The 18,408-nt window shown below is 62.1% G+C and carries 13 protein-coding genes; 10 read left to right on the forward strand and 3 right to left on the reverse strand.

Annotation, left to right across the window (positions count from 1 at the left end; translation table 11 throughout):
• Positions 1-259: 259 nt before the first annotated feature.
• The 4 genes from katG to ACJO2E_RS14260 all read left to right on the forward strand — a co-directional run bounded on the left by katG (position 260) and on the right by ACJO2E_RS14260 (position 7,178).
• Positions 260-2,431 carry a catalase/peroxidase HPI gene (katG, locus tag ACJO2E_RS14245; RefSeq protein ID WP_406964679.1) on the forward strand — a complete coding sequence of 724 codons (2,172 nt, stop codon included), beginning with the start codon at positions 260-262 and terminating at the stop codon, positions 2,429-2,431.
• A 115-nt stretch (positions 2,432-2,546) separates the two neighbouring features.
• Positions 2,547-3,512 carry a tRNA dihydrouridine synthase gene (locus ACJO2E_RS14250; RefSeq protein WP_406964680.1) on the forward strand — a complete coding sequence of 322 codons (966 nt, stop codon included), beginning with the start codon at positions 2,547-2,549 and terminating at the stop codon, positions 3,510-3,512.
• Positions 3,513-3,664: 152 nt separating this feature from the next.
• Complete coding sequence (locus ACJO2E_RS14255; protein ID WP_406964682.1) at positions 3,665-4,996, forward strand: acetyl-CoA C-acetyltransferase; 1,332 nt, start codon at positions 3,665-3,667, stop codon at positions 4,994-4,996.
• Between the two features lie 52 nt (positions 4,997-5,048).
• On the forward strand, positions 5,049-7,178 hold the full coding sequence (locus ACJO2E_RS14260) for a 3-hydroxyacyl-CoA dehydrogenase NAD-binding domain-containing protein (protein WP_406964683.1): 2,130 nt from the start codon (positions 5,049-5,051) through the stop codon (positions 7,176-7,178).
• Positions 7,179-7,202: 24 nt separating this feature from the next.
• Here ACJO2E_RS14260 and ACJO2E_RS14265 read toward each other — a convergent pair whose 3' ends face one another.
• Complete coding sequence (locus tag ACJO2E_RS14265) at positions 7,203-8,162, reverse strand: AraC family transcriptional regulator (protein WP_406964685.1); 960 nt, start codon at positions 8,160-8,162, stop codon at positions 7,203-7,205.
• Between the two features lie 532 nt (positions 8,163-8,694).
• On the opposite strand from ACJO2E_RS14265, the gene ACJO2E_RS14270 reads away from it, so the two are divergent.
• The 5 genes from ACJO2E_RS14270 (at position 8,695) to ACJO2E_RS14290 (ending at position 15,833) form a co-directional block, all read left to right on the forward strand.
• Complete coding sequence (locus ACJO2E_RS14270) at positions 8,695-9,879, forward strand: efflux RND transporter periplasmic adaptor subunit (RefSeq protein ID WP_406964687.1); 1,185 nt, start codon at positions 8,695-8,697, stop codon at positions 9,877-9,879.
• Positions 9,880-9,974: 95 nt separating this feature from the next.
• Positions 9,975-13,193 (forward strand): efflux RND transporter permease subunit, encoded by a 3,219-nt coding sequence (locus tag ACJO2E_RS14275; RefSeq protein ID WP_406964688.1) that lies wholly within the window; start codon positions 9,975-9,977, stop codon positions 13,191-13,193.
• Positions 13,186-14,580, forward strand: coding sequence for an efflux transporter outer membrane subunit (locus tag ACJO2E_RS14280; protein WP_406964689.1), 1,395 nt, complete (start codon positions 13,186-13,188; stop codon positions 14,578-14,580). Before ACJO2E_RS14275 ends, ACJO2E_RS14280 begins: the two co-directional genes overlap by 8 nt.
• 167 nt (positions 14,581-14,747) lie before the next feature.
• The gene (locus tag ACJO2E_RS14285; protein WP_406964690.1) at positions 14,748-15,023 is read left to right on the forward strand and encodes a YrhK family protein; all 276 of its coding nucleotides are present in this window, start codon (positions 14,748-14,750) and stop codon (positions 15,021-15,023) included.
• A gap of 99 nt (positions 15,024-15,122) precedes the next feature.
• Entirely contained in the window at positions 15,123-15,833 is a 711-nt protein-coding gene (locus ACJO2E_RS14290; protein WP_406964691.1) for an SIMPL domain-containing protein, read from the forward strand.
• Between the two features lie 22 nt (positions 15,834-15,855).
• Here the strand turns inward: ACJO2E_RS14290 and ACJO2E_RS14295 are convergent, their stop codons facing one another.
• Both ACJO2E_RS14295 and ACJO2E_RS14300 read right to left on the reverse strand, forming a co-directional pair.
• Positions 15,856-16,848, reverse strand: a complete 993-nt coding sequence (locus tag ACJO2E_RS14295) for a patatin-like phospholipase family protein (protein ID WP_406964692.1) — start codon at positions 16,846-16,848, stop codon at positions 15,856-15,858.
• A 449-nt stretch (positions 16,849-17,297) separates the two neighbouring features.
• Positions 17,298-17,582, reverse strand: a complete 285-nt coding sequence (locus tag ACJO2E_RS14300; RefSeq protein WP_406964693.1) for a hypothetical protein — start codon at positions 17,580-17,582, stop codon at positions 17,298-17,300.
• An 85-nt stretch (positions 17,583-17,667) separates the two neighbouring features.
• Between ACJO2E_RS14300 and ACJO2E_RS14305 the strand changes: the two genes are divergently transcribed.
• A complete protein-coding gene (locus ACJO2E_RS14305; RefSeq protein WP_406964694.1) occupies positions 17,668-18,243 on the forward strand; it encodes a nucleoside 2-deoxyribosyltransferase in 576 nt (191 codons plus the stop codon).
• The last annotated feature ends 165 nt before the right edge of the window (positions 18,244-18,408 follow it).

Genomic DNA, 18,408 nt, shown 5'->3' on the forward strand with positions numbered 1-18,408 from the left:
CCATGTCAGTTATCAACGCGAAAGCGATTGCCCCTGGAAAGAGACACTGACCATCCTGGTGAGTTACTGGGGCAACTATGCCATGGCCCAGTAACAACCTGACGGGAACCCAGCGACTCATGGAGCACCATAGCCATCCGCTATAAGGGTGTTAGAAAAGCTTCAAGTCGATCAGGAAGCAGGCGCCCGAGGATGACCTATATTAAGGAGTGCTCTTGCCAAAGATGCCCTTTGCCAATGCAGTAAACAGGAGAGACCGATGACAGATAATAACAGTGGCGGTAAGTGCCCCGTCATGCACGGTGGTAGCACTTCAGTAGGCCAGAACAACACCGACTGGTGGCCGGAAGGTCTGAACCTCGACATCCTGCACCAGCATGACCGCAAGACCGACCCGATGGGGGAGGACTTCGACTATCGCGAGGAAGTCCGCAAACTCGACTTCGAGGCCCTCAAGAAAGACATGCATGTCCTGATGACCGACAGCCAGGACTGGTGGCCGGCCGACTGGGGGCACTATGGCGGCCTGATGATCCGCATGGCCTGGCACGCGGCCGGCAGTTACCGGCTTGCCGATGGTCGTGGTGGTGGCGGTACCGGTAATCAGCGCTTTGCACCGCTAGCCTCATGGCCCGACAACGTCAGCCTCGATAAGGCACGTCGTCTGTTGTGGCCGATCAAGAAGAAGTACGGCAACAAAATCAGTTGGGCTGATCTGATGATCCTGGCGGGCAATGCCGCCTATGAATCCATGGGCCTGAAGACTTTCGGTTTCTCCTTTGGCCGCGAGGATATCTGGCACCCCGAGAAAGACGTCTACTGGGGAGCGGAAAAGGAGTGGCTGGCGCCATCCGACGAGCGTTACGAGGATGTGGAAAACCCCAGCACTATGGAAAATCCGCTGGCGGCGGTGCAGATGGGGCTGATCTACGTCAACCCGGAAGGTGTTAACGGCAATCCTGATCCGCTCAAGACCGCCGAACAGGTGAGAGAGACCTTTGCCCGCATGGCCATGAACGATGAGGAAACCGCTGCCCTGACAGTGGGTGGCCATACCGTTGGCAAGTGCCACGGTAATGGTGACGCCGACGCCCTCGGACGGGAACCGGAAGCCGCCGACGTCGAACAGCAAGGCTTCGGCTGGCACAACCCCAACATGAACGGCAGGGCCAGCAACGCCGTAAGCTCTGGCCTTGAAGGCGCCTGGACCAAGGAGCCCACCAAGTTCGACATGGGGTACTTCGACATGTTGCTGGACCATGAGTGGGAACTCCGTAAGAGTCCCGCCGGAGCCCAGCAGTGGGAGCCTGTCGACATCAAGGAAGAAGACAAGCCCGTGGACGCCAGTGATCCGTCCATCCGCCACAACCCGATCATGACCGATGCCGACATGGCCATGAAGATGGACCCGACCTATCGCGCGATTCTTGGGGATTTCCGCAAGAATCCCGAGAAGTTCCGGGACGCCTTCGCCCGGGCGTGGTTCAAGCTGACCCACCGGGACATGGGCCCGAAACCCCGCTATATCGGTCCGGAAGTCCCCGACGAGGACCTGATCTGGCAGGATCCGATCCCGGCAGGAAACACCAACTACGTCGAGGAGGTGGTCAAGGAAAAGATCGCCGACAGTGGCCTGTCCATCGCCGAAATGGTCAGTACCGCCTGGGACAGCGCCCGTACCTACCGTGGCTCTGATATGCGCGGTGGCGCCAACGGTGCCCGTATCCGTCTGGCACCGCAGAAGAACTGGCAAGGCAACGAGCCCGAGCGCCTGGCCAAGGTGCTGAGGGTCTATGAACAGATCTCCGCCGATACCGGGGCCAGCGTTGCTGACATTATCGTGCTCGCTGGCAGCGTGGGTATCGAGAAAGCCGCGAAGGCCGCGGGCCACGATATCCGCGTACCTTTCCTCAAGGGCCGCGGTGACGCCACCGACGAGATGACCGATGCGGAGTCCTTCGACCCGCTGGAGCCGCTGGCGGATGGCTTCCGCAACTGGCTGAAGCAGGACTATGTGGTCAAGCCGGAGGAAATGCTGCTGGACCGCGCCCAGCTTATGGGCCTGACTGCCCCGGAGATGACCGTGCTGATCGGTGGCATGCGTGCCCTGGGCGCCAACTATGGCGGCACGAAGCACGGTGTGTTCACCGACCGTGAAGGCCAGTTGACGAACGACTTCTTTGTCAACCTGACCGACATGGCCTACGCCTGGAAGCCGACCGGCAATGGCCTCTACGAGGTCCGTGACCGGAAGACTGACCAGGTGAAGTGGACGGCTACCCGGGTGGACCTGGTGTTCGGCTCCCACTCCATCCTCCGGGCCTATGCCGAGGTGTACGCCCAGGATGACAACGAAGAGAAGTTCGTGAAGGACTTCGTGGCTGCCTGGACCAAGGTCATGAACAACGACCGTTTCGACGTCCAGTCCTGAAACTGACCCGGCGCCCTTAGGGGCGCCGGTTTTCCCGCCTGTTCACGCTCCCCGAATTGCCTTACAATCCGTTCCCGTTCATTTCCTGACCATCGACCCCCTATCGGGAGCATCCATGCGAATCATTCTGGCCCCCATGGAAGGCCTGGTTGACGCCCCCATCCGGGAAACCCTGACCGGGGTAGGTGGTATCGACCGCAGTGTGACCGAGTTTATCCGGGTCACCCATGGCATGCTGCCGCCCCGTATCTTCTACAAGTACGCCCCGGAATTGCACCACGGCTGCGTGACCCGGGCGGGTACGCCGGTGGCTATCCAGTTGCTGGGCTCCAACCCGGAAATGATGGGCCGACACGGTGTACGCGCTGTGGAACTGGGGGCAGGGCAGGTGGATATCAATTTTGGTTGTCCAGCCAAGACCGTCAACAGACACAAGGGCGGTTGCGTGCTGATGCGCGAACCCGAGTTGATGCACAACATCACCGCCGCCGTCCGCCGGGCCGTGCCGGAGCACATTCCGGTCACCGCCAAGATGCGCCTCGGCTATGACGACCGCTCCATGGGGCTTGCCTGTGGCCAGGCCCTGCAGGAGGCCGGTGCCGCCGAGCTGGTTATCCATGCCCGCAGCAAGGTGGACGGTTACCGGCCGCCGGCCTACTGGGAGGAAATTGCCCGGGTGAGGGAAGTGCTTGATATCCCCGTTATCGCCAACGGTGAGATCTGGACCGTGGAGCAGTACTGGCGCTGCCGGGAGATCTCCGGTTGTGACGATGTCATGATCGGTCGGGGCCTGATTGCCCGCCCGGACCTGGCCCGGCGAATCAGGGCCAGCCAGACAGGGGAGCAGGTTACACCCATGACCTGGCCTGAAGTCGTCGCGTTGATCGAGGAATACGCCGCCGCCCTGCAGACCCGCCTTGAGGACCGCTTCGTCACCGGTCGCATCAAGCAGTGGCTCAATTATCTGCGGCTGGGGTTTAACGAAGCCGAGCAACTCTGGCCCCGGGCCCGCAGGCTCCGGGAAGTCGCTCCCATGCTGGCCTGCCTGGGCACCTCTGGTAGTGACCGTAAAGTCGCCTGATCCTTCTCTGTCCTTATCGTAACTTTCGCCGAAGCACTGGTTGTTATTGAGGTTTTGCCGTAACCCCTGCCCCGGCGCCCTTGAAGTTATGGCATGCCGGGGCAAGGGTGGTTGGTAGACACCCCTTTTGTCCAGCCGACGGAGGTAAGCCGATGACTACCAACGCGGTAAAATCACGCTCCAATTCACACGCCTCTACCGAGCGTCGCAAGGTCTACCTCGTTGATGGCGCCAGGACGCCGTTCCTGAAGGCCAGGGGCCGGCCAGGACCTTTCTCCCCGGTAGACCTGGCGGTGCAGTGTGGTCGCCCTCTGCTGATGCGCCAGAACATACCCGCCGACGCCTATGACCAGGTTATCCTGGGCTGCGTGAACGTGGTGCCATCGGAGATGAACCCGGCCCGGGTGGCTGCCCTGAGGCTGGGCATGGGGGAGGCCATGCCCGCCTTCACGGTACAGATCAATTGCGGTTCGGGGATGCAGTCCCTGGATACCGCCTACAAGTACATCCGCGAGGGCAGTTCCGATCTCATCCTGGCCGGGGGCACGGAAGCCCTCAGTCACGCCCCCATGGTGCTGGGTCGAGATGCCGTGGACTGGCTGGCCGGTCTCAACAGCGCCTCGTCCCCTCAGGATTACGTCCGGCAGGTAACCGACTTTTCTCCTTCGGACTTCAAACCCCAGGTCAGCCTGGAAAAAGGTCTGACCGACCCGGTGGTGGGCCTGAGCATGGGCCAGACTGCCGAAGTGCTGGCCCAGCAATTCAATATCAGCCGGGAAGCCGCGGACCGGTACGCCGTCACCAGCCACCAGCGCCTGGCCAGGGCCGTAGACGAGGGCTGGCTGGAGGACGAGGTTATTCCGGCGGTGGCACCGGACGGCACCCTCCACCAGCACGACGACGGGGTGCGGCCCGACACCTCGGAAGATGCGCTGGCGGGCCTCAAGCCGGTGTTCGAACCGCCCTACGGCAAGGTCACCGCCGGTAACAGCTCCCAGGTCACCGATGGCGCCAGCTGGATGATCCTGGCTTCCGAAGAGGCCGTGAAAAAGTACGGCCTTGACCCCAAGGCCGTGATTGTGGACAGCGAATGGTCCGCGCTGGACCCGAAGATCATGGGCCTGGGCCCGGTGCTCAGCGCCAGTGCCATCCTTAAACGCCATGGCAAGGGCCTGAACGATATGGACCTGTGGGAAATCAACGAGGCCTTTGCCGCCCAGGTGTTGGCCTGCCTGGAGGCCTGGGAGGACGAGGAGTTCACCTGGGCGGCCCTGGGCCTGGATGAGCCCCTGGGACGACTGGACCGGGAACGGCTGAATGTGGACGGCGGCGCCGTGGCCATCGGTCACCCGGTCGGCACCAGCGGTAACCGTATCGTTCTGCACCTGATGAACGCCCTTCGCCGCAAGGGCCTGAAACAGGGTATGGCCACTGAATGTATTGGCGGCGGACAGTCCGGCGCCATGATGATTGAAGCCCTGTAGCCGCTGTTCCATTCGTTTTCCGAAAAGCCCATTGCGGGGGAAGGAGGACACCATGACCGGTCACATTCTTCAGACACTGGCCACCCTTGAGATGGAAAGGGGGCCGGAGCAGCCAACGGATAGCGCGGAATGGAGCCACTGGAAGCTGGCCCTGGACCAGCAGGGTGTTGCCTGGCTGACCTTCGACAAACAGGATGCTTCTGCCAATGTGGTTTCCACGGAAGTGCTGGAAGAACTGGAATCCATTCTGGACCGTCTCGATCAGCAGCGCCCCGAAGGCCTGGTGATTCGATCCGTCAAGGCCAGCGGTTTCTGCCTGGGCGCCGATATTGGCGAGTTCAGTCAGTTGGAGTCCCGGAACGAGGCGGCGGAGAAACTCGCCCGGGCCCATGAGATAGTCAATCGCCTGGAACAGGCACCCTATACCACCGTTGCGGTGATCCACGGCTCCTGCCTGGGTGGCGGTCTGGAACTGGCCCTGGCCTGCGACTACCGCCTGGCGATCCCCGGGGCCAAGCTAGGTTTCCCGGAAGTGAGGCTGGGGCTGCACCCAGGGCTCGGGGGCACCGCCCGGCTGACGCGCCTGATTGACCCCATGGAAGCCATGACCCTGATGCTCACCGGCAAGACGGTTCCCCACCAGAAGGCCCTGAAACTCGGCATCGTCGACCAGGTGATGGAGGAGCGCCATGTCGCAGCGGCAGTTGCCGCCGCCGTGAAAGGTGATATCGACCCGTCCAGCCATGGCTTGCGGGGCCGGGTGCTCAGTACCGGCCCAGCAAGGCAGTTGGAAGCCCGCCAGATGAGGTCAAAAAGTGCCGAAAAGGCGCCGCCGGAACACTACCCGGCGCCGGAAGCCCTGATCCGCCTGTGGGAAAAGCATGGGGGTGACGATGATGCCATGCTCCGCGCGGAGGTCGCCTCCTTTGCCGACCTGCTGATGACCGAAGCTTCCCGCAACCTGGTGCGGGTCTTCTTCCTGCAGGAAAAAATGAAGGGCCTGACCCGTACCGATGCGGAACCGGTCCGTCATGTCCACGTGGTGGGCGCGGGTGAAATGGGGGCGGACATCGCCGGCTGGTGCGCGTTCAATGGCTTGTCCGTCACCCTGTTTGATATGGAACCGGAGAAGGTCGCCAAGGCGGTTGGCAAACTGTCGGACCTGTGCGACCGGAAACACCGCTCCCCCGCTGAACGCCGGGAGATCCTCGATCGTCTGATGCCCGACTTCGGCAATAACGGGGTTGAACATGCGGATCTGGTGCTGGAGGCAGTACCCGAGAAGGTGGACATCAAGCAGAAGGTGTACGAAGAGGCCGAGGCGCGCATGAAGGATTCCGCCATCCTGGCCACCAACACTTCCAGCATTCCCCTGGAAACCCTCCGGGACAAACTCAAGGAGCCCGGTCGGCTGGTGGGCCTGCACTTCTTCAATCCGGTGGCCATGATGCCGCTGGTGGAAGTGGTGAGCCATGACCAGGTGGACCAGGACCTGGTCCGCCGGGCACTGGCCTTTACCGGCCAGATCGACCGCCTGCCGGCACCGGTGACCACGACCCCCGGGTTCCTCGTCAATCGTGTGCTGACGCCCTACCTGGTGGAAGCCATGGTGATGCTGGACGAGGGCATTGCCGCTGAAACCATTGATCGGGAGGCGGAAAAGTTCGGCATACCCGTGGGACCGGTGGAACTGGCCGACCAGGTGGGACTGGATATCTGCCTCAGCGTGGCGACTATGCTCCGCGACCGGCTGGACACACCGATGCCGCCACCGCCGGCATGGCTTGAAGAGATGGTGGAAAACGGTGACCTGGGCCGGAAGACCGGCAAGGGGCTGTATCACTGGAACAAAGGCAAGGCGGACAAGAAGGACAAGGTGCCGAAGGCTCCCGGGGACACCCTCGACCGCCTGCTGCTGCCTATGCTTAATGCCTGCCGGGCTTGCCTTAGGGAGGAGGTTATCGACAACGAGGACCTGGCAGACGGCGCCATGATCTTTGGCACCGGCTTCGCCCCGTTCCGGGGAGGTCCCATGGCCTATGCCCACCGGCGGGGAGCCGAGGATATCCGCCGCACTCTCGACACCTTGGCGCAACGCTATGGTGACCGGTTCAGTCCCGACCCCGGCTGGCCCCGGGACGACACCAGCGAGACCGAAGGTGTCCCCAGGCAGGCGAGCTGATCGCCCGCCTGCCTGGGTAGGACATCAGGCCGGCTCCGTGGCCTGTCCCTGACCCCTGAGCTGGACAACGTCGGCACGGGGTGGGGCACCGAACATGCGGCTGTACTCCCGGCTGAAATGGGACGGACTCTCATAGCCGACCCGATAGCTGGCAGTGGCAGCTTCCAGGCCCTCTGCCAGCATCAGCCGCCTCGCCTCGTGCAGGCGGAGTTTCTTCTGGAATTGCAGGGGCGACATGCGGGTCACCTGCTTGAACGTGTGGTACAGGGTGGATTCGCTCATGTTGACGGTCCGGGCCAGCTCACGAACCCTTAAAGGCCGATCGTAACGATCCTTCAGTGCCGAGATGACCCGGGAAATCCGGTGTGCCTGGGAGTCGGTGGCGGCAAACTTGCGCATGCGCGGCCCCATTTCCCCCATCAGGCTCCGGTAGATAATCTCCCGTCGGGCCAGGGGTGCGAGCACGGGAATGTCCGCCGGAGTATCCAGTAACCGCAGCAGCCGGTAGAGGGAATCCTGCATGGCCTCATCCATGGGTGACATGCACAGGCCGCATTCCACTTCGCTACAGATATCGCCGGCGTCATACCTGGGTACCTTGTCGCCCAGTTCCAGCAGCAGGTCCGCCACTTCCTCGGGCGGTACGGTCAGTTTTGCCGCCAGATAGGGGAGCTCGGGGGTGGCGTGCTCCACCCGCCCCAATACCGGCAGGTGAACGGAGCTGGCCAGGTAGGTCAGGGGAGTGTACTCGATCCGCCGGTCACCGAACTCTATGGTCTTGGTGCCCTGAATGACGAAACACAGGGACGGTTCGTACACCGAAGAAGCGCAGCTGGTGGGCTGGTCACTGCGGATCAGCTCCACGCCTTCGATGGCGGAATCCTGTATACCCTGCTGGTTGGTCCATTGGCTGACCACACGTGCCAGCTGTTGTTGGGTAGTGCTAATGGGGCGGGTGGAAAATCCGGGCATGATGGCAGTCATTCGGCGCTCCTCCTTGTCGGCGGAAGTATAATCCTTCGCAGCCTGAATCGTACGTTTATTCAGGTACCCTTGCAGGATCAGGCAATCAACAGACAGAAATCGGCAACCCGTTCCTCCCCCCCCGTCCCAGCCATCAACGGGTAAGTGAAATGTGAAACAGGACTGCAACCGTACAGTCACTATAACGGTTTTTCCCACCATTCAGCCCGGTTTTCATTACTGACAAGAGCCAGTTACAGAATCAGGCAATCTTCCGGCAGTAACCCGCTACCGCCATCATCCCTCGCGTCCTTATCTTAGATGATCTTCCGGGGTAACCGCCCTGGACCGGTTGAGGCCATGATAGGCCATAGCTATGACAATCATGAAAAAAGCCCTGAATGTCATGGTTGACCTCAAGTTAACTTGAGGAAATAGATTGGATGTCGAATCAAACCCCACCCAACCGACTTGTTGTTCGATCCAACCCGGATCATTCAGTGGACGGGAACGCCCAAAAGGCGGTCCGAAAGAAAATGCGGAGCGAGGAACCATGGAAAGTCTGACAGGAAGATATCTCAGCGGATTCGGCCGGGCGCTGGCCCTGGCTCTATTGCTGACAACGGCGCTGGCCGGATGCCGGGCCCAGAGTGAAGAGACCGCGGTCGCGCCACCGCCACCGGAGGTGGATGTGGCCGAAGTGGTGGTCCGGCCGGTGACCCTGTGGGAGTCGTTTACCGGCCGTGTCGAGGCTGCGGAAACGGTGGACTTGCGGCCCCGGGTCAGCGGATATATCCAGGAAGTGGCCTTTGAGGAGGGGGAACTGGTGGAAGCCGGGGACCTGCTGTTCCAGATTGACCCACGTCCCTATGAGGCCCGGGCCCAGGCAGCACGGGCGGATCTGGCCCAGGCCAGGAGCGGGCTGGAGCTGGCGAGCAGTGAGGCCAGGCGCGCCAGAACCCTGCTGGAAAGCCGGGCCATCTCCCGGGAGGAGCATGACCAGCGTCAGGCGGCACTGATGAACGCCCGGGCGCGGGTGGATGCTGCAGAAGCCGCCCTGGATACCGCCGAACTGGACCTTCAGTACACCCGGGTAATCGCGCCGGTCAGTGGCCGCACCGGTCGTGCCCTGGTAACCCGGGGCAATCTGGCCAACGCCGACCAGACGCTGTTGACCACGGTTGTGTCGGTGAACCCGGTGCACGTTTACTTCCAGGCGGATGAAAAGACCGCGTTCGAGAGCCGGCAACTGATGGCTAGCGGCCATGCCCAGGCCCTGCGTATTGATCTTGGTGGCGGGGACGGCGAGACGTACCGGGGCCAGCTCGACTTCGTCGACAACCGGCTGGATCCCGGCACCGGGACCCTGCAGTACCGGGCGGTACTGGACAATCCCGACGGCCTGATCCGGCCTGGCCAGTTTGCCCGGGTGGAAATGCCGGTGGCAGAGCTTGACCAGGCGCTGCTGGTGACCCGCAAGGCGGTCCTCACCGACCAGGACCGACGGTTCGTGTACGTGGTGGATGACAGCAACCGTACGGCGCGCCGACAGGTCACCACCGGTCGGCAGGTGGATGACCTGCTGGTGATCCGTGACGGGCTCAGCAGCGGAGACCGGGTCATCGTCAATGGTGTGCAGAAGGTCTTCGGGGCCGGGATGGAAGTGAACCCGCAACGGGTTGCCATGGAAGCACTGGACACACGCCAGGACGACACCATCGCGGTAGTCCAGCCCTGACCGCAGCCCGGCCGTAAACCGGCCGGGCTGATATCCGGCACATTAACGAGTAAACCCGACGAGCCAACCAGGGTCGTCGTCCAGGAGTTATTGCCATGAATTTCTCCCGATTTTTCGTGGACCGCCCCATCTTTGCGGCGGTCCTGTCCATTATCATCTTCGCCATCGGCCTGATATCCATCCCCAACCTGCCGGTCAGCGAGTACCCGGAGGTGGTGCCGCCGTCGGTGGTGGTGCGTACCGTCTACCCCGGCGCCAACCCCAAGGAGATCGCCGAAACCGTGGCAACGCCGCTGGAAGAAGCCATCAGCGGGGTTGAGGACATGATGTACTTCAAGTCCGTGGCCGGATCGGACGGCGTGCTGCAGATGACCGTAACCTTCCGGCCCGGTACCGACGCCGAGGAGGCCACGGTGCGGGTGCAGAATCGCGTCAGCCAGGCTGAGGCACGGTTGCCGGAGGCGGTGCGACGCCAGGGAGTGACCACCCAGAAACAGTCGCCCACCTTCCTGATGGTGGTGCACCTGACATCACCGGATGCCACCTACGACACCCTGTACCTGCGCAACTATGCGCGGCTGCATGTGCGGGACCGGCTGGCCCGCATCCAGGGGGTAGGGGATGCCCAGATCTTCGGTGGTGGTGACTACGCCATGCGCGCCTGGCTGGATCCGGAGCGAATCGCCGCCCGGGGGCTGACCGCCAGCGATGTGGTCCGGGCCATGCGGGAGCAGAATGTGCAGGTGTCCGCTGGCCAGATTGGCGCCGAACCGGTACCGGACAGCGATTTCCTGACCCTGATCAACGCCCGTGGACGCCTGGAAACCGTCGAGGAGTTCGGGAATATCGTCCTCAAGCGGGGCGATAACGGCGAACTGCTGCAACTGGAGGACGTGGCCCGTCTGGAGATGGGGGCCGGCGACTACACTCTCCGTTCCCAACTGGACGGCAAGGACGCGGTGGCCATCGGCATCTTCCAGGCACCCGGCGCCAATGCCCTAGATATCCGTGAGCAGGTCGTTGCTACCATGGACGAGCTGGAGACCCGGTTCCCCGACGGGGTGGAGTACGAGGCCGTCTACGACACCACCATCTTCGTGAGTGATTCCATAAAAGCCGTAGTCGCCACCCTGCTGGAAGCAGTATTGCTGGTGGTGTTGGTGGTCACCCTGTTCCTGCAGACCTGGCGGGCCTCGATCATCCCGTTGCTGGCGGTGCCGGTATCCGTGGTGGGTACCTTTGGTGCGCTCTTCCTGCTGGGCTACACCATCAATACCCTGACCCTGTTCGGGCTGGTGCTGGCCATCGGTATCGTGGTGGACGACGCCATCGTGGTGGTGGAGAACGTCGAACGCAATATCGAGGAGGGCCTGAGCCCGCTGGCGGCAGCCCACCAGGCCATGAAGGAAGTATCCGGCCCCATCATCGCCATCGGCCTGGTGCTGTGTGCGGTGTTCGTGCCCATGGCCTTCCTGTCCGGCGTCACCGGCCAGTTCTACCGGCAGTTCGCGGTGACCATCGCCATCTCCACGGTGATCTCCACCGTCAACTCGCTGACCCTGTCCCCGGCGCTGGCGGCCATGTTGCTCAAGCCCCACAGCGCCCCCAAGGACCGGCTGCAGAGGGTGATCGACTTCCTGTTTGGCTGGCTGTTCCGGCCCTTTAACCGCTTCTTCAACGCCAGTGCTGAAAAGTACCAGGGGGGTGTGTCCCGGTCCCTGCGCCGGCGTGGCGCGGTATTCGTGGTCTACGCCCTGCTTCTGGTTGGTACCGGCCTGATGTTCAGGACGGTGCCTCCGGGCTTTATCCCGGTCCAGGACAAACTCTACCTGATGGCCGGGGTGATCCTGCCGGAAGGGGCCTCCCTGGACCGGACCGACGAGATGCTGCAACAGGTGACCGACATTGCCATGGAGACGGAAGGGGTGGAGCATGCCATCGCCTTCCCGGGGCTGAACGCCCTGCAGTTCACCAATACGTCCAATACCGGGGTGGTGTTCTTCCCCCTCAAGCCGTTTGACGAGCGCAGCCTCAGCGCGGAGGAGATCAATGCCCGGATCAACCAGCAGATCGGTGGGCTGAAGGAGGGCTTTGCGTTCTCGTTCATGCCGCCACCGATCCTGGGGCTGGGTAATGGCTCCGGCTATCAGCTGTTTATCGAGGACCGTGGCAACCTGGGCTACGGCGCCCTGCAGGATGCGGTCAACCAGTTTCAGGGGGCCATCAGCCAGACACCGGGCATGGGTTACCCTATCAGCAGTTACCAGTCCAACGTACCGCAACTGGATGCGGAAGTGGACCGGCTGAAGGCAAAGGCCCAGGGCGTGCCGATGACGGAGCTGTTCGCCACCCTGCAAACCTACCTGGGGTCCACCTATGTCAACGACTTCAACCGCTTCGGGCGTACCTGGCAGGTGATCGCCCAGGCCGACGCCCCCTACCGGGACAGCGTCGAGGACATCGCCCGGCTGCGCACCCGTAATGACCAGGGTGAGATGGTGCCCATCGGGTCCATGGTGGACATCCGTCAGACCTTCGGGCCGGACCCGGTGCTGCGCTATAACGGCTATCCGGCGGCGGACCTGGCCGGCGAGGCAAACCCCAGGGTGCTGTCCTCGGCCCAGGCCATGGACACGCTGAGGGCCCTGGCGGAGCAGACGCTGCCGGCTGGCATGGCTTTCGAGTGGACGGACCTGAGCTACCAGCAGGCCACCCAGGGCAATGCCGCTCTGGTGGTGTTCCCGCTCGCCATACTGCTGGTGTTCCTGGTGCTGGCGGCCCTCTATGAGAGCTGGACCCTGCCGCTGGCGGTCATCCTGATCGTGCCCATGTGCATGCTCTCCGCGCTGATCGGTGTCTGGTTCGGTGGTGGCGACAACAATATCTTTGTCCAGGTGGGTCTGGTGGTGCTGATTGGCCTCGCCTGCAAGAACGCCATTCTGATCGTGGAGTTTGCCCGGGAACTGGAACTTCAGGGCAGGGGTGTGGTGGAGGCGGCGCTGGAGGCCTGCCGGTTGCGGCTGCGGCCCATCATCATGACCTCCATCACCTTCACCGCTGCCGTGGTGCCGTTGGTGCTGGCCACCGGTGCCGGCGCGGAGGTCCGAGAGGCGCTGGGCACTGCCGTCTTCGCCGGCATGATCGGGGTCACCCTGTTCGGATTGTTCCTGACACCGGTGTTCTACGTGGCCCTGCGCAAGCTGTCCGGTAGTCGTCCACTGAAGAGCCACCACACATCCACCCTGTCACCTGGCGAGGGTGAGGATACGGATCATCAGGATGAAAACGCATTTCCGGGAGGTAGCCATGCTTAAGGCAGTCACCATGACCTGTCTGCTGATCCTGCTGGCGGGTTGCGCCGTGGGGCCGGACTACGAGACGCCAGCGACGCCGGAGCTGACAGAGTTCGAGGCTGGTCGCCAGACGGTGGACGGAGAGATGAACCCGCAGCGGTTCTGGCAGGGGTTCGATGATCCGTTGCTGGCACAACTGATCGAGCAGACTCTGGAGGCCAACCATGACCTGGCCGTCGCCGTGGCCCGTTACGACCGAGCGGCGGCCCTGCTGTACGGCGCCGAACGGGACCAGTGGCCCAGCGTAACGGCCAGCGGATCAGCTGCCGAGCAACGCCTGGCGAACATAGAGCAGTCCCCGCCCGGAACCGGTCCCGATCGGATCCAGCGATATCAGGTCGGGGTGGCCGCCGAATGGGAACTGGACCTGTTCGGCCGGTTGCGCCGTGCCACCGAGGCCCAGAGGGCCGAGCTGGAGGCTGCCGGCGCCGACCTGGGAACCGTCCAGGTGGCGCTGGTCGGTCAACTGGCCAGCAGCTACTTCGAGCTGCGGGGCCTGCAACAGCAGTACCGGGTGGCGCAGCAGAGTGTAGAGTTGCAGCAACAGTCCCTGGACATTGTCGAGGCTCGCCTCGACGCCGGCCGTGGCACCGACTTTGACGTGGTACGTGCCCGTGCCCAGGTGGAGCGCACCAGCGCCGAGCTGCCCCGGCTGCAGGCCGGCATCCGCGCGGCCATGCACCGTATCGCGGTGCTGACCGGCCAGCCGCCGGTGGCATTGGTGGAAACCCTGTCACCCGCCGTGGGCCTGCCTGAAGCCCTGCCGGAGATTCCGGTGGACACCCCGGGCAACGTGTTGCGACGTCGTCCCGATATTGCGGCGGCGGAGCGACGGCTGGCGGCCGCCACCGCCCGTGAGGGCGTGGCCACCGCCGACCTGTTTCCACGCTTCACCCTGGCCGGGCTGCTGGGTTCCGTGGCAGCGGACACCAGTGACCTGCTCAGCGGTCCGGCGGAGTCCCGCCGCGTTGTCCTGGGCATCGACTGGACCTTCCTGGACCATGACCGGGTCCGAGCCCGTATCGAGGCGGCCGGCGCCGACAGCCGGGCGGCTCTCGCCGGCTACCAGCAGGCGGTTCTGGTCGCGCTGGAAGAGGCGGAAACCAGATTGGTTCGATACCAGCAGGCCCAGGAACGGGAAGGGCGCCTGCAACGGGCCATGACCGATGCGGGAACAGCGGTGGAACTGGCCCGTACCCGTTATGAGCAGGGGCTTATCGGTTACTTCGAGCTGCTGGCGGCGGAGCAGGAGTTCACCACCACCCGGGACCAGGCGGTGCGCAGCCGGACCGAGGTAATCCTGGCCATGGTGGACGTCTACCGGGCGCTGGTGGGGGCGCCGGGGTAGGCCTGTTGGCCACAGAGGTATGTGGTCACGGCGTTTGACAGCAACGATGGAGGCAATGAAAACTACATGGAAACCTGCGGCCTGGCCGGTTGGTGACGACTGTACCCAGGCCGTTGGATACCTCTCCCGGTACTAACCGATGGCCTGCGTAGAGTGATGGAGCCGCCATGACCGACCCGAACGTCGACCAACCGCTGACCATCAGGATTGGCCACGAGGAACTGGTGATCCGTCGTCGCTATGAGCTGCTGAGCATCACCAACGACTTCCTCATCGCGATCTGGTTCCTGGTGGGCAGCATACTCTTCCTGTTTCCGGAGTATGAGACGGTGGCCATCTGGCTGTTCATCATCGGCAGCTTCCAGTTCCTGATTCGCCCCACGATCCGGCTGGCCAGTCACATCCACGTTCAGCGGGTTCCCCCGAGCCACTGGGACAACTGACGCGCATTAATGTCTGCGCGCAGGGCAGTTCCTGTACGGCGTAGTAGTGGGGTATGCTGGGCCGTTCAGGTGCCTGGACAATCTTGAAAAGGAGTGACAATGAAGGTTCTGGTGGCGTTAATCCTCGGGGTGGGAATGATCGTGTCGGCATCGCTGCTAAAGGATGGCCTGACGAAAATGCGCACCGGCGATCGGTACGTAACCGTAAAGGGCGTAGCCGAGCAGGAGGTTAATGCGGACCTGGCGCTCTGGCCCATACGCTTCGCCGCCACCGGTGAGACCCTGGAGGAGGCCCGGGAGAAGGCCCGTAGCAGCCGCGATGGCGTGATGGCCTTCCTCAAGCTCCAGGCCATCGACGAGGACGCGGTGGAACTCCAGCGCATGGACGTGGTGGATACCCACGCCAATCCTTACCAGCCGGATAACGGCGCCCGCAAGTTCATCATTACCCAGGTGCTGATGGTGCGCACGGAGGCGGTGGACAAGGTGCGCCAGGCCGCCCAGGGCGTCAGCGACCTGGTGGACTCCGGCGTGATCCTGTCATCGGATTATGGCCCCACCGGTCCAACCTACCTGTTTACCCGCCTCAACGATATCAAGCCGGACATGATTTCAAAGGCCACGGCGGCAGCCCGGGAATCCGCACAGCAGTTTGCCCGGGATGCTGATGCCGAGCTGGGTGGCCTGCGCCGGGCCAACCAGGGGGTGTTCCAGATCCTCGCCCGGGACCAGGCCCCCGGTGTGACCGCTGAACAGCAGCCCGTCAAGACGGTGAGGGTGGTGTCCACCTTCGACTATTATCTGGAATAGCTCTTACCTGCGAATAACGCTCTCAACTCAACGAATCGAGGGACTCGCCGGCATAGTTCTGTTTGAGCAACGCCACGGCGGCCTCGCCGAAGTGATCGAACCAGAACTCCCCCAGGGCCTTCAGGTTGCTGATGTTCTTGGGGGAAATATTGTCCATGTCGTCGGCCACGGTGAGTTGGAAGCCGGGCATCCTGGCCAGGGGCGAATTGACCCGGATGTATTGTCCCGGTCGGCAGAAGGTCATGGCCTGATAGGCGGATACCTGTTCATTGCCCAACAGGTTGAAAATCTTGCCGTGGCCAATCCAGCCCAGGGCTCCCCAGGTCGCTGAATCCTGACCCGGAACAAACCGCGTGGGTTTGCCGGTACCCACTGAGAGTACCTGGAGGTTTTCCAGGGTGGCGCCGTCGCAGTGGCGAAGCGCCTCGGCCATGGCACAGACGCTGGGATTGTTGCTGATCACGCCCCCGTCAACCAGCCAGTCCTCGTCTCCGCTTTCCAGGTAACGCACCCGCTTGGTAGGGAAATAGGTGGGGGCGGCGGAGGAGGCATCCACCACATCGGCGGACTTTAGCTTGCGGTATTCCGGTTTGGTGCTCTTGAGCACCACCGGGTGATTGCACTCCACCCCATGGGCAACGGCCAGCACGTGTTTATTGCCAGGCACATCATCAAGGGTGTGGTCGCCAAAATACTCCCTGAGCACCTTGGTCTTGCCCTTGCCTTCGTATTTGGGGGCGTTGATTCCGTCAAGCTCGAACCAGCCTCTGTTCTCCGAAAAGATCATCCTCGCGGTCTTCACGTTATACAGTTCCGAGATGTGTTCCATGGTCAACTCGGTGGTGGCCAGGGCCACCGCGATAATGGCCCCGGTGCTGGTGCCAGCCCAGAGATCCACGGTTTTCCTGAGGTCCAGGTTGTCCTTCTTCAGTTCCTTCTCCACCAGTGTGAGGAAGCGGGCAGTAGCGGCACCGCGTATGCCGCCGCCGTCCAGCGAGAGGATGGTTTTTTTCATGGGTCTGCTCCTTGCTATGCGCCCTCCGGCGCGGGCTGGTCAGGCGGCCCGGCTCAGGGAGTGGCGGTCATTTTTGAACCGGACACCGGCCAGGTAGGTCAGGCTGAAGAACAGGAAGGTCAGGTCGTTGATATAGCCGGGCGGAAGACCACTGAAGCTACCCCATTTTATAACTCCCCTTAAGGACCTGCTTCCTGCAGACGCAGGGTGTCCCTGAATGGAGGGCATAATACGTGCCACTGCGCCTTAATGAATAAAAAATCAAGTAATAACAGTTGAGTGGCGCGATTTCGTTATGGGAGGCTTAATACCCCCGGTTGATTCATAGATATTGTCCCTGCACGGCGCTGGTCGGCAGGTTTCCACATCAATCTGATTTTCATGAAATAATTCCGCATTATAGTAGCGCGTTATGTGTGGTTGCTATTTATGCAGAATGATCTGTTAATTCAGTCGACGCTAAAAACCCTTTCCTCTAACGACAAATATATCCATGACTGACGGAGTTTATTAAAAATGTCAGTAAGATAGAGACTGGGTGCCGGTAGATATTTCAGCAAAATTAATGATTTGCAATGAAATGTGGCGGCCATGCCAGCAACCACTGAGCCAATGCGAGAAGCCAGGACTGACCAGCTCTCCCCATCTGCACGGGTGGTAAGCAAACTGACATGAACCGAAAAACCTGTCGAACTGATGGCAGCCGCCACGGTCGGGCCATTGCTTTCGGCCATGGCGGACAGCCCCTTATATCGTGGGCTGGTTCCCAGACTGTTAGGATAATCGGCGTTTTCGCAGATATCCGCCCGGAGAGCTCCCATGCCCGACATCGACACTCCCGCCATCTATCTGGCCGGCCCGGAAGTCTTCCTCGATGAGGATACGCGGACGGCCATCATCACCGAAAAGCAGTCTATTCTGTGGCGTATGGGAATGTACGGCCTGGACCCGATGGACAATGAGCTGTGGCTTCCCGATGACACCCCGCCAGCGGAGAAGGCACTGGCGATCTACCAGGCCAACAAGGACCTGATGGACCGGTGCGACGGTGCCCTGGTCAACCTGACCCCCTTCCGTGGCCCCAGCGCCGATGCCGGTACCGTGTTTGAGTCCGGCTACCTCGCCGCCCGGGGGACGCCAATGATCGGCTACACCCTGTCCGCCGAGGACTACCAGCAGCGCGTTCCCCAACCAGGCCTGTCGGGTGTGGATGACCAGGGCAGGGCGATCGAGCAGTTCGGGCTGATGGACAACCTGATGATTGAGGCCGGCATCCTCGGTACGGGCGGTGAGGTCTTCCGGGGCACGCAAACTGGCATCAGGCATGGTGAGTTGTTTGATGCGGTCCTGTTTGAGACGTCAGCCAGGGCGTTGTGGTCCCTGCTGGAGCGCTAGGGGATAGCGAGTTAGCTACCGTGTCTGTTCCCCAGAGGCTACCCAAGGTTACCAACCGTCCGGGAAGCCGGTGTTGGGCTAACTTGCTTAACGTTTCTATCATAAATTGTTACAAAAATCATGTATTTTGAGAGTATCTTTTCGGTCGTCCTGACCCATACTGAA

Source organism: Marinobacter shunpengi, from assembly GCF_045449695.1.
GTDB lineage: Bacteria > Pseudomonadota > Gammaproteobacteria > Pseudomonadales > Oleiphilaceae > Marinobacter.

Excerpts from the sequence above, each read along its gene's own strand:
- katG (WP_406964679.1), top strand. The coding sequence starts at position 260 with ATGACAGATAATAACAGTGGCGGTAAGTGCCCCGTCATGCACGGTGGT.
- ACJO2E_RS14250 (WP_406964680.1), top strand. The coding sequence starts at position 2,547 with ATGCGAATCATTCTGGCCCCCATGGAAGGCCTGGTTGACGCCCCCATC.
- ACJO2E_RS14255 (WP_406964682.1), top strand. The coding sequence starts at position 3,665 with ATGACTACCAACGCGGTAAAATCACGCTCCAATTCACACGCCTCTACC.
- ACJO2E_RS14260 (WP_406964683.1), top strand. The coding sequence starts at position 5,049 with ATGACCGGTCACATTCTTCAGACACTGGCCACCCTTGAGATGGAAAGG.
- ACJO2E_RS14265 (WP_406964685.1), bottom strand. The coding sequence starts at position 8,162 with ATGACTGCCATCATGCCCGGATTTTCCACCCGCCCCATTAGCACTACC.
- ACJO2E_RS14270 (WP_406964687.1), top strand. The coding sequence starts at position 8,695 with ATGGAAAGTCTGACAGGAAGATATCTCAGCGGATTCGGCCGGGCGCTG.
- ACJO2E_RS14275 (WP_406964688.1), top strand. The coding sequence starts at position 9,975 with ATGAATTTCTCCCGATTTTTCGTGGACCGCCCCATCTTTGCGGCGGTC.
- ACJO2E_RS14280 (WP_406964689.1), top strand. The coding sequence starts at position 13,186 with ATGCTTAAGGCAGTCACCATGACCTGTCTGCTGATCCTGCTGGCGGGT.
- ACJO2E_RS14285 (WP_406964690.1), top strand. The coding sequence starts at position 14,748 with ATGACCGACCCGAACGTCGACCAACCGCTGACCATCAGGATTGGCCAC.
- ACJO2E_RS14290 (WP_406964691.1), top strand. The coding sequence starts at position 15,123 with ATGAAGGTTCTGGTGGCGTTAATCCTCGGGGTGGGAATGATCGTGTCG.
- ACJO2E_RS14295 (WP_406964692.1), bottom strand. The coding sequence starts at position 16,848 with ATGAAAAAAACCATCCTCTCGCTGGACGGCGGCGGCATACGCGGTGCC.
- ACJO2E_RS14300 (WP_406964693.1), bottom strand. The coding sequence starts at position 17,582 with ATGGCCGAAAGCAATGGCCCGACCGTGGCGGCTGCCATCAGTTCGACA.
- ACJO2E_RS14305 (WP_406964694.1), top strand. The coding sequence starts at position 17,668 with ATGCCCGACATCGACACTCCCGCCATCTATCTGGCCGGCCCGGAAGTC.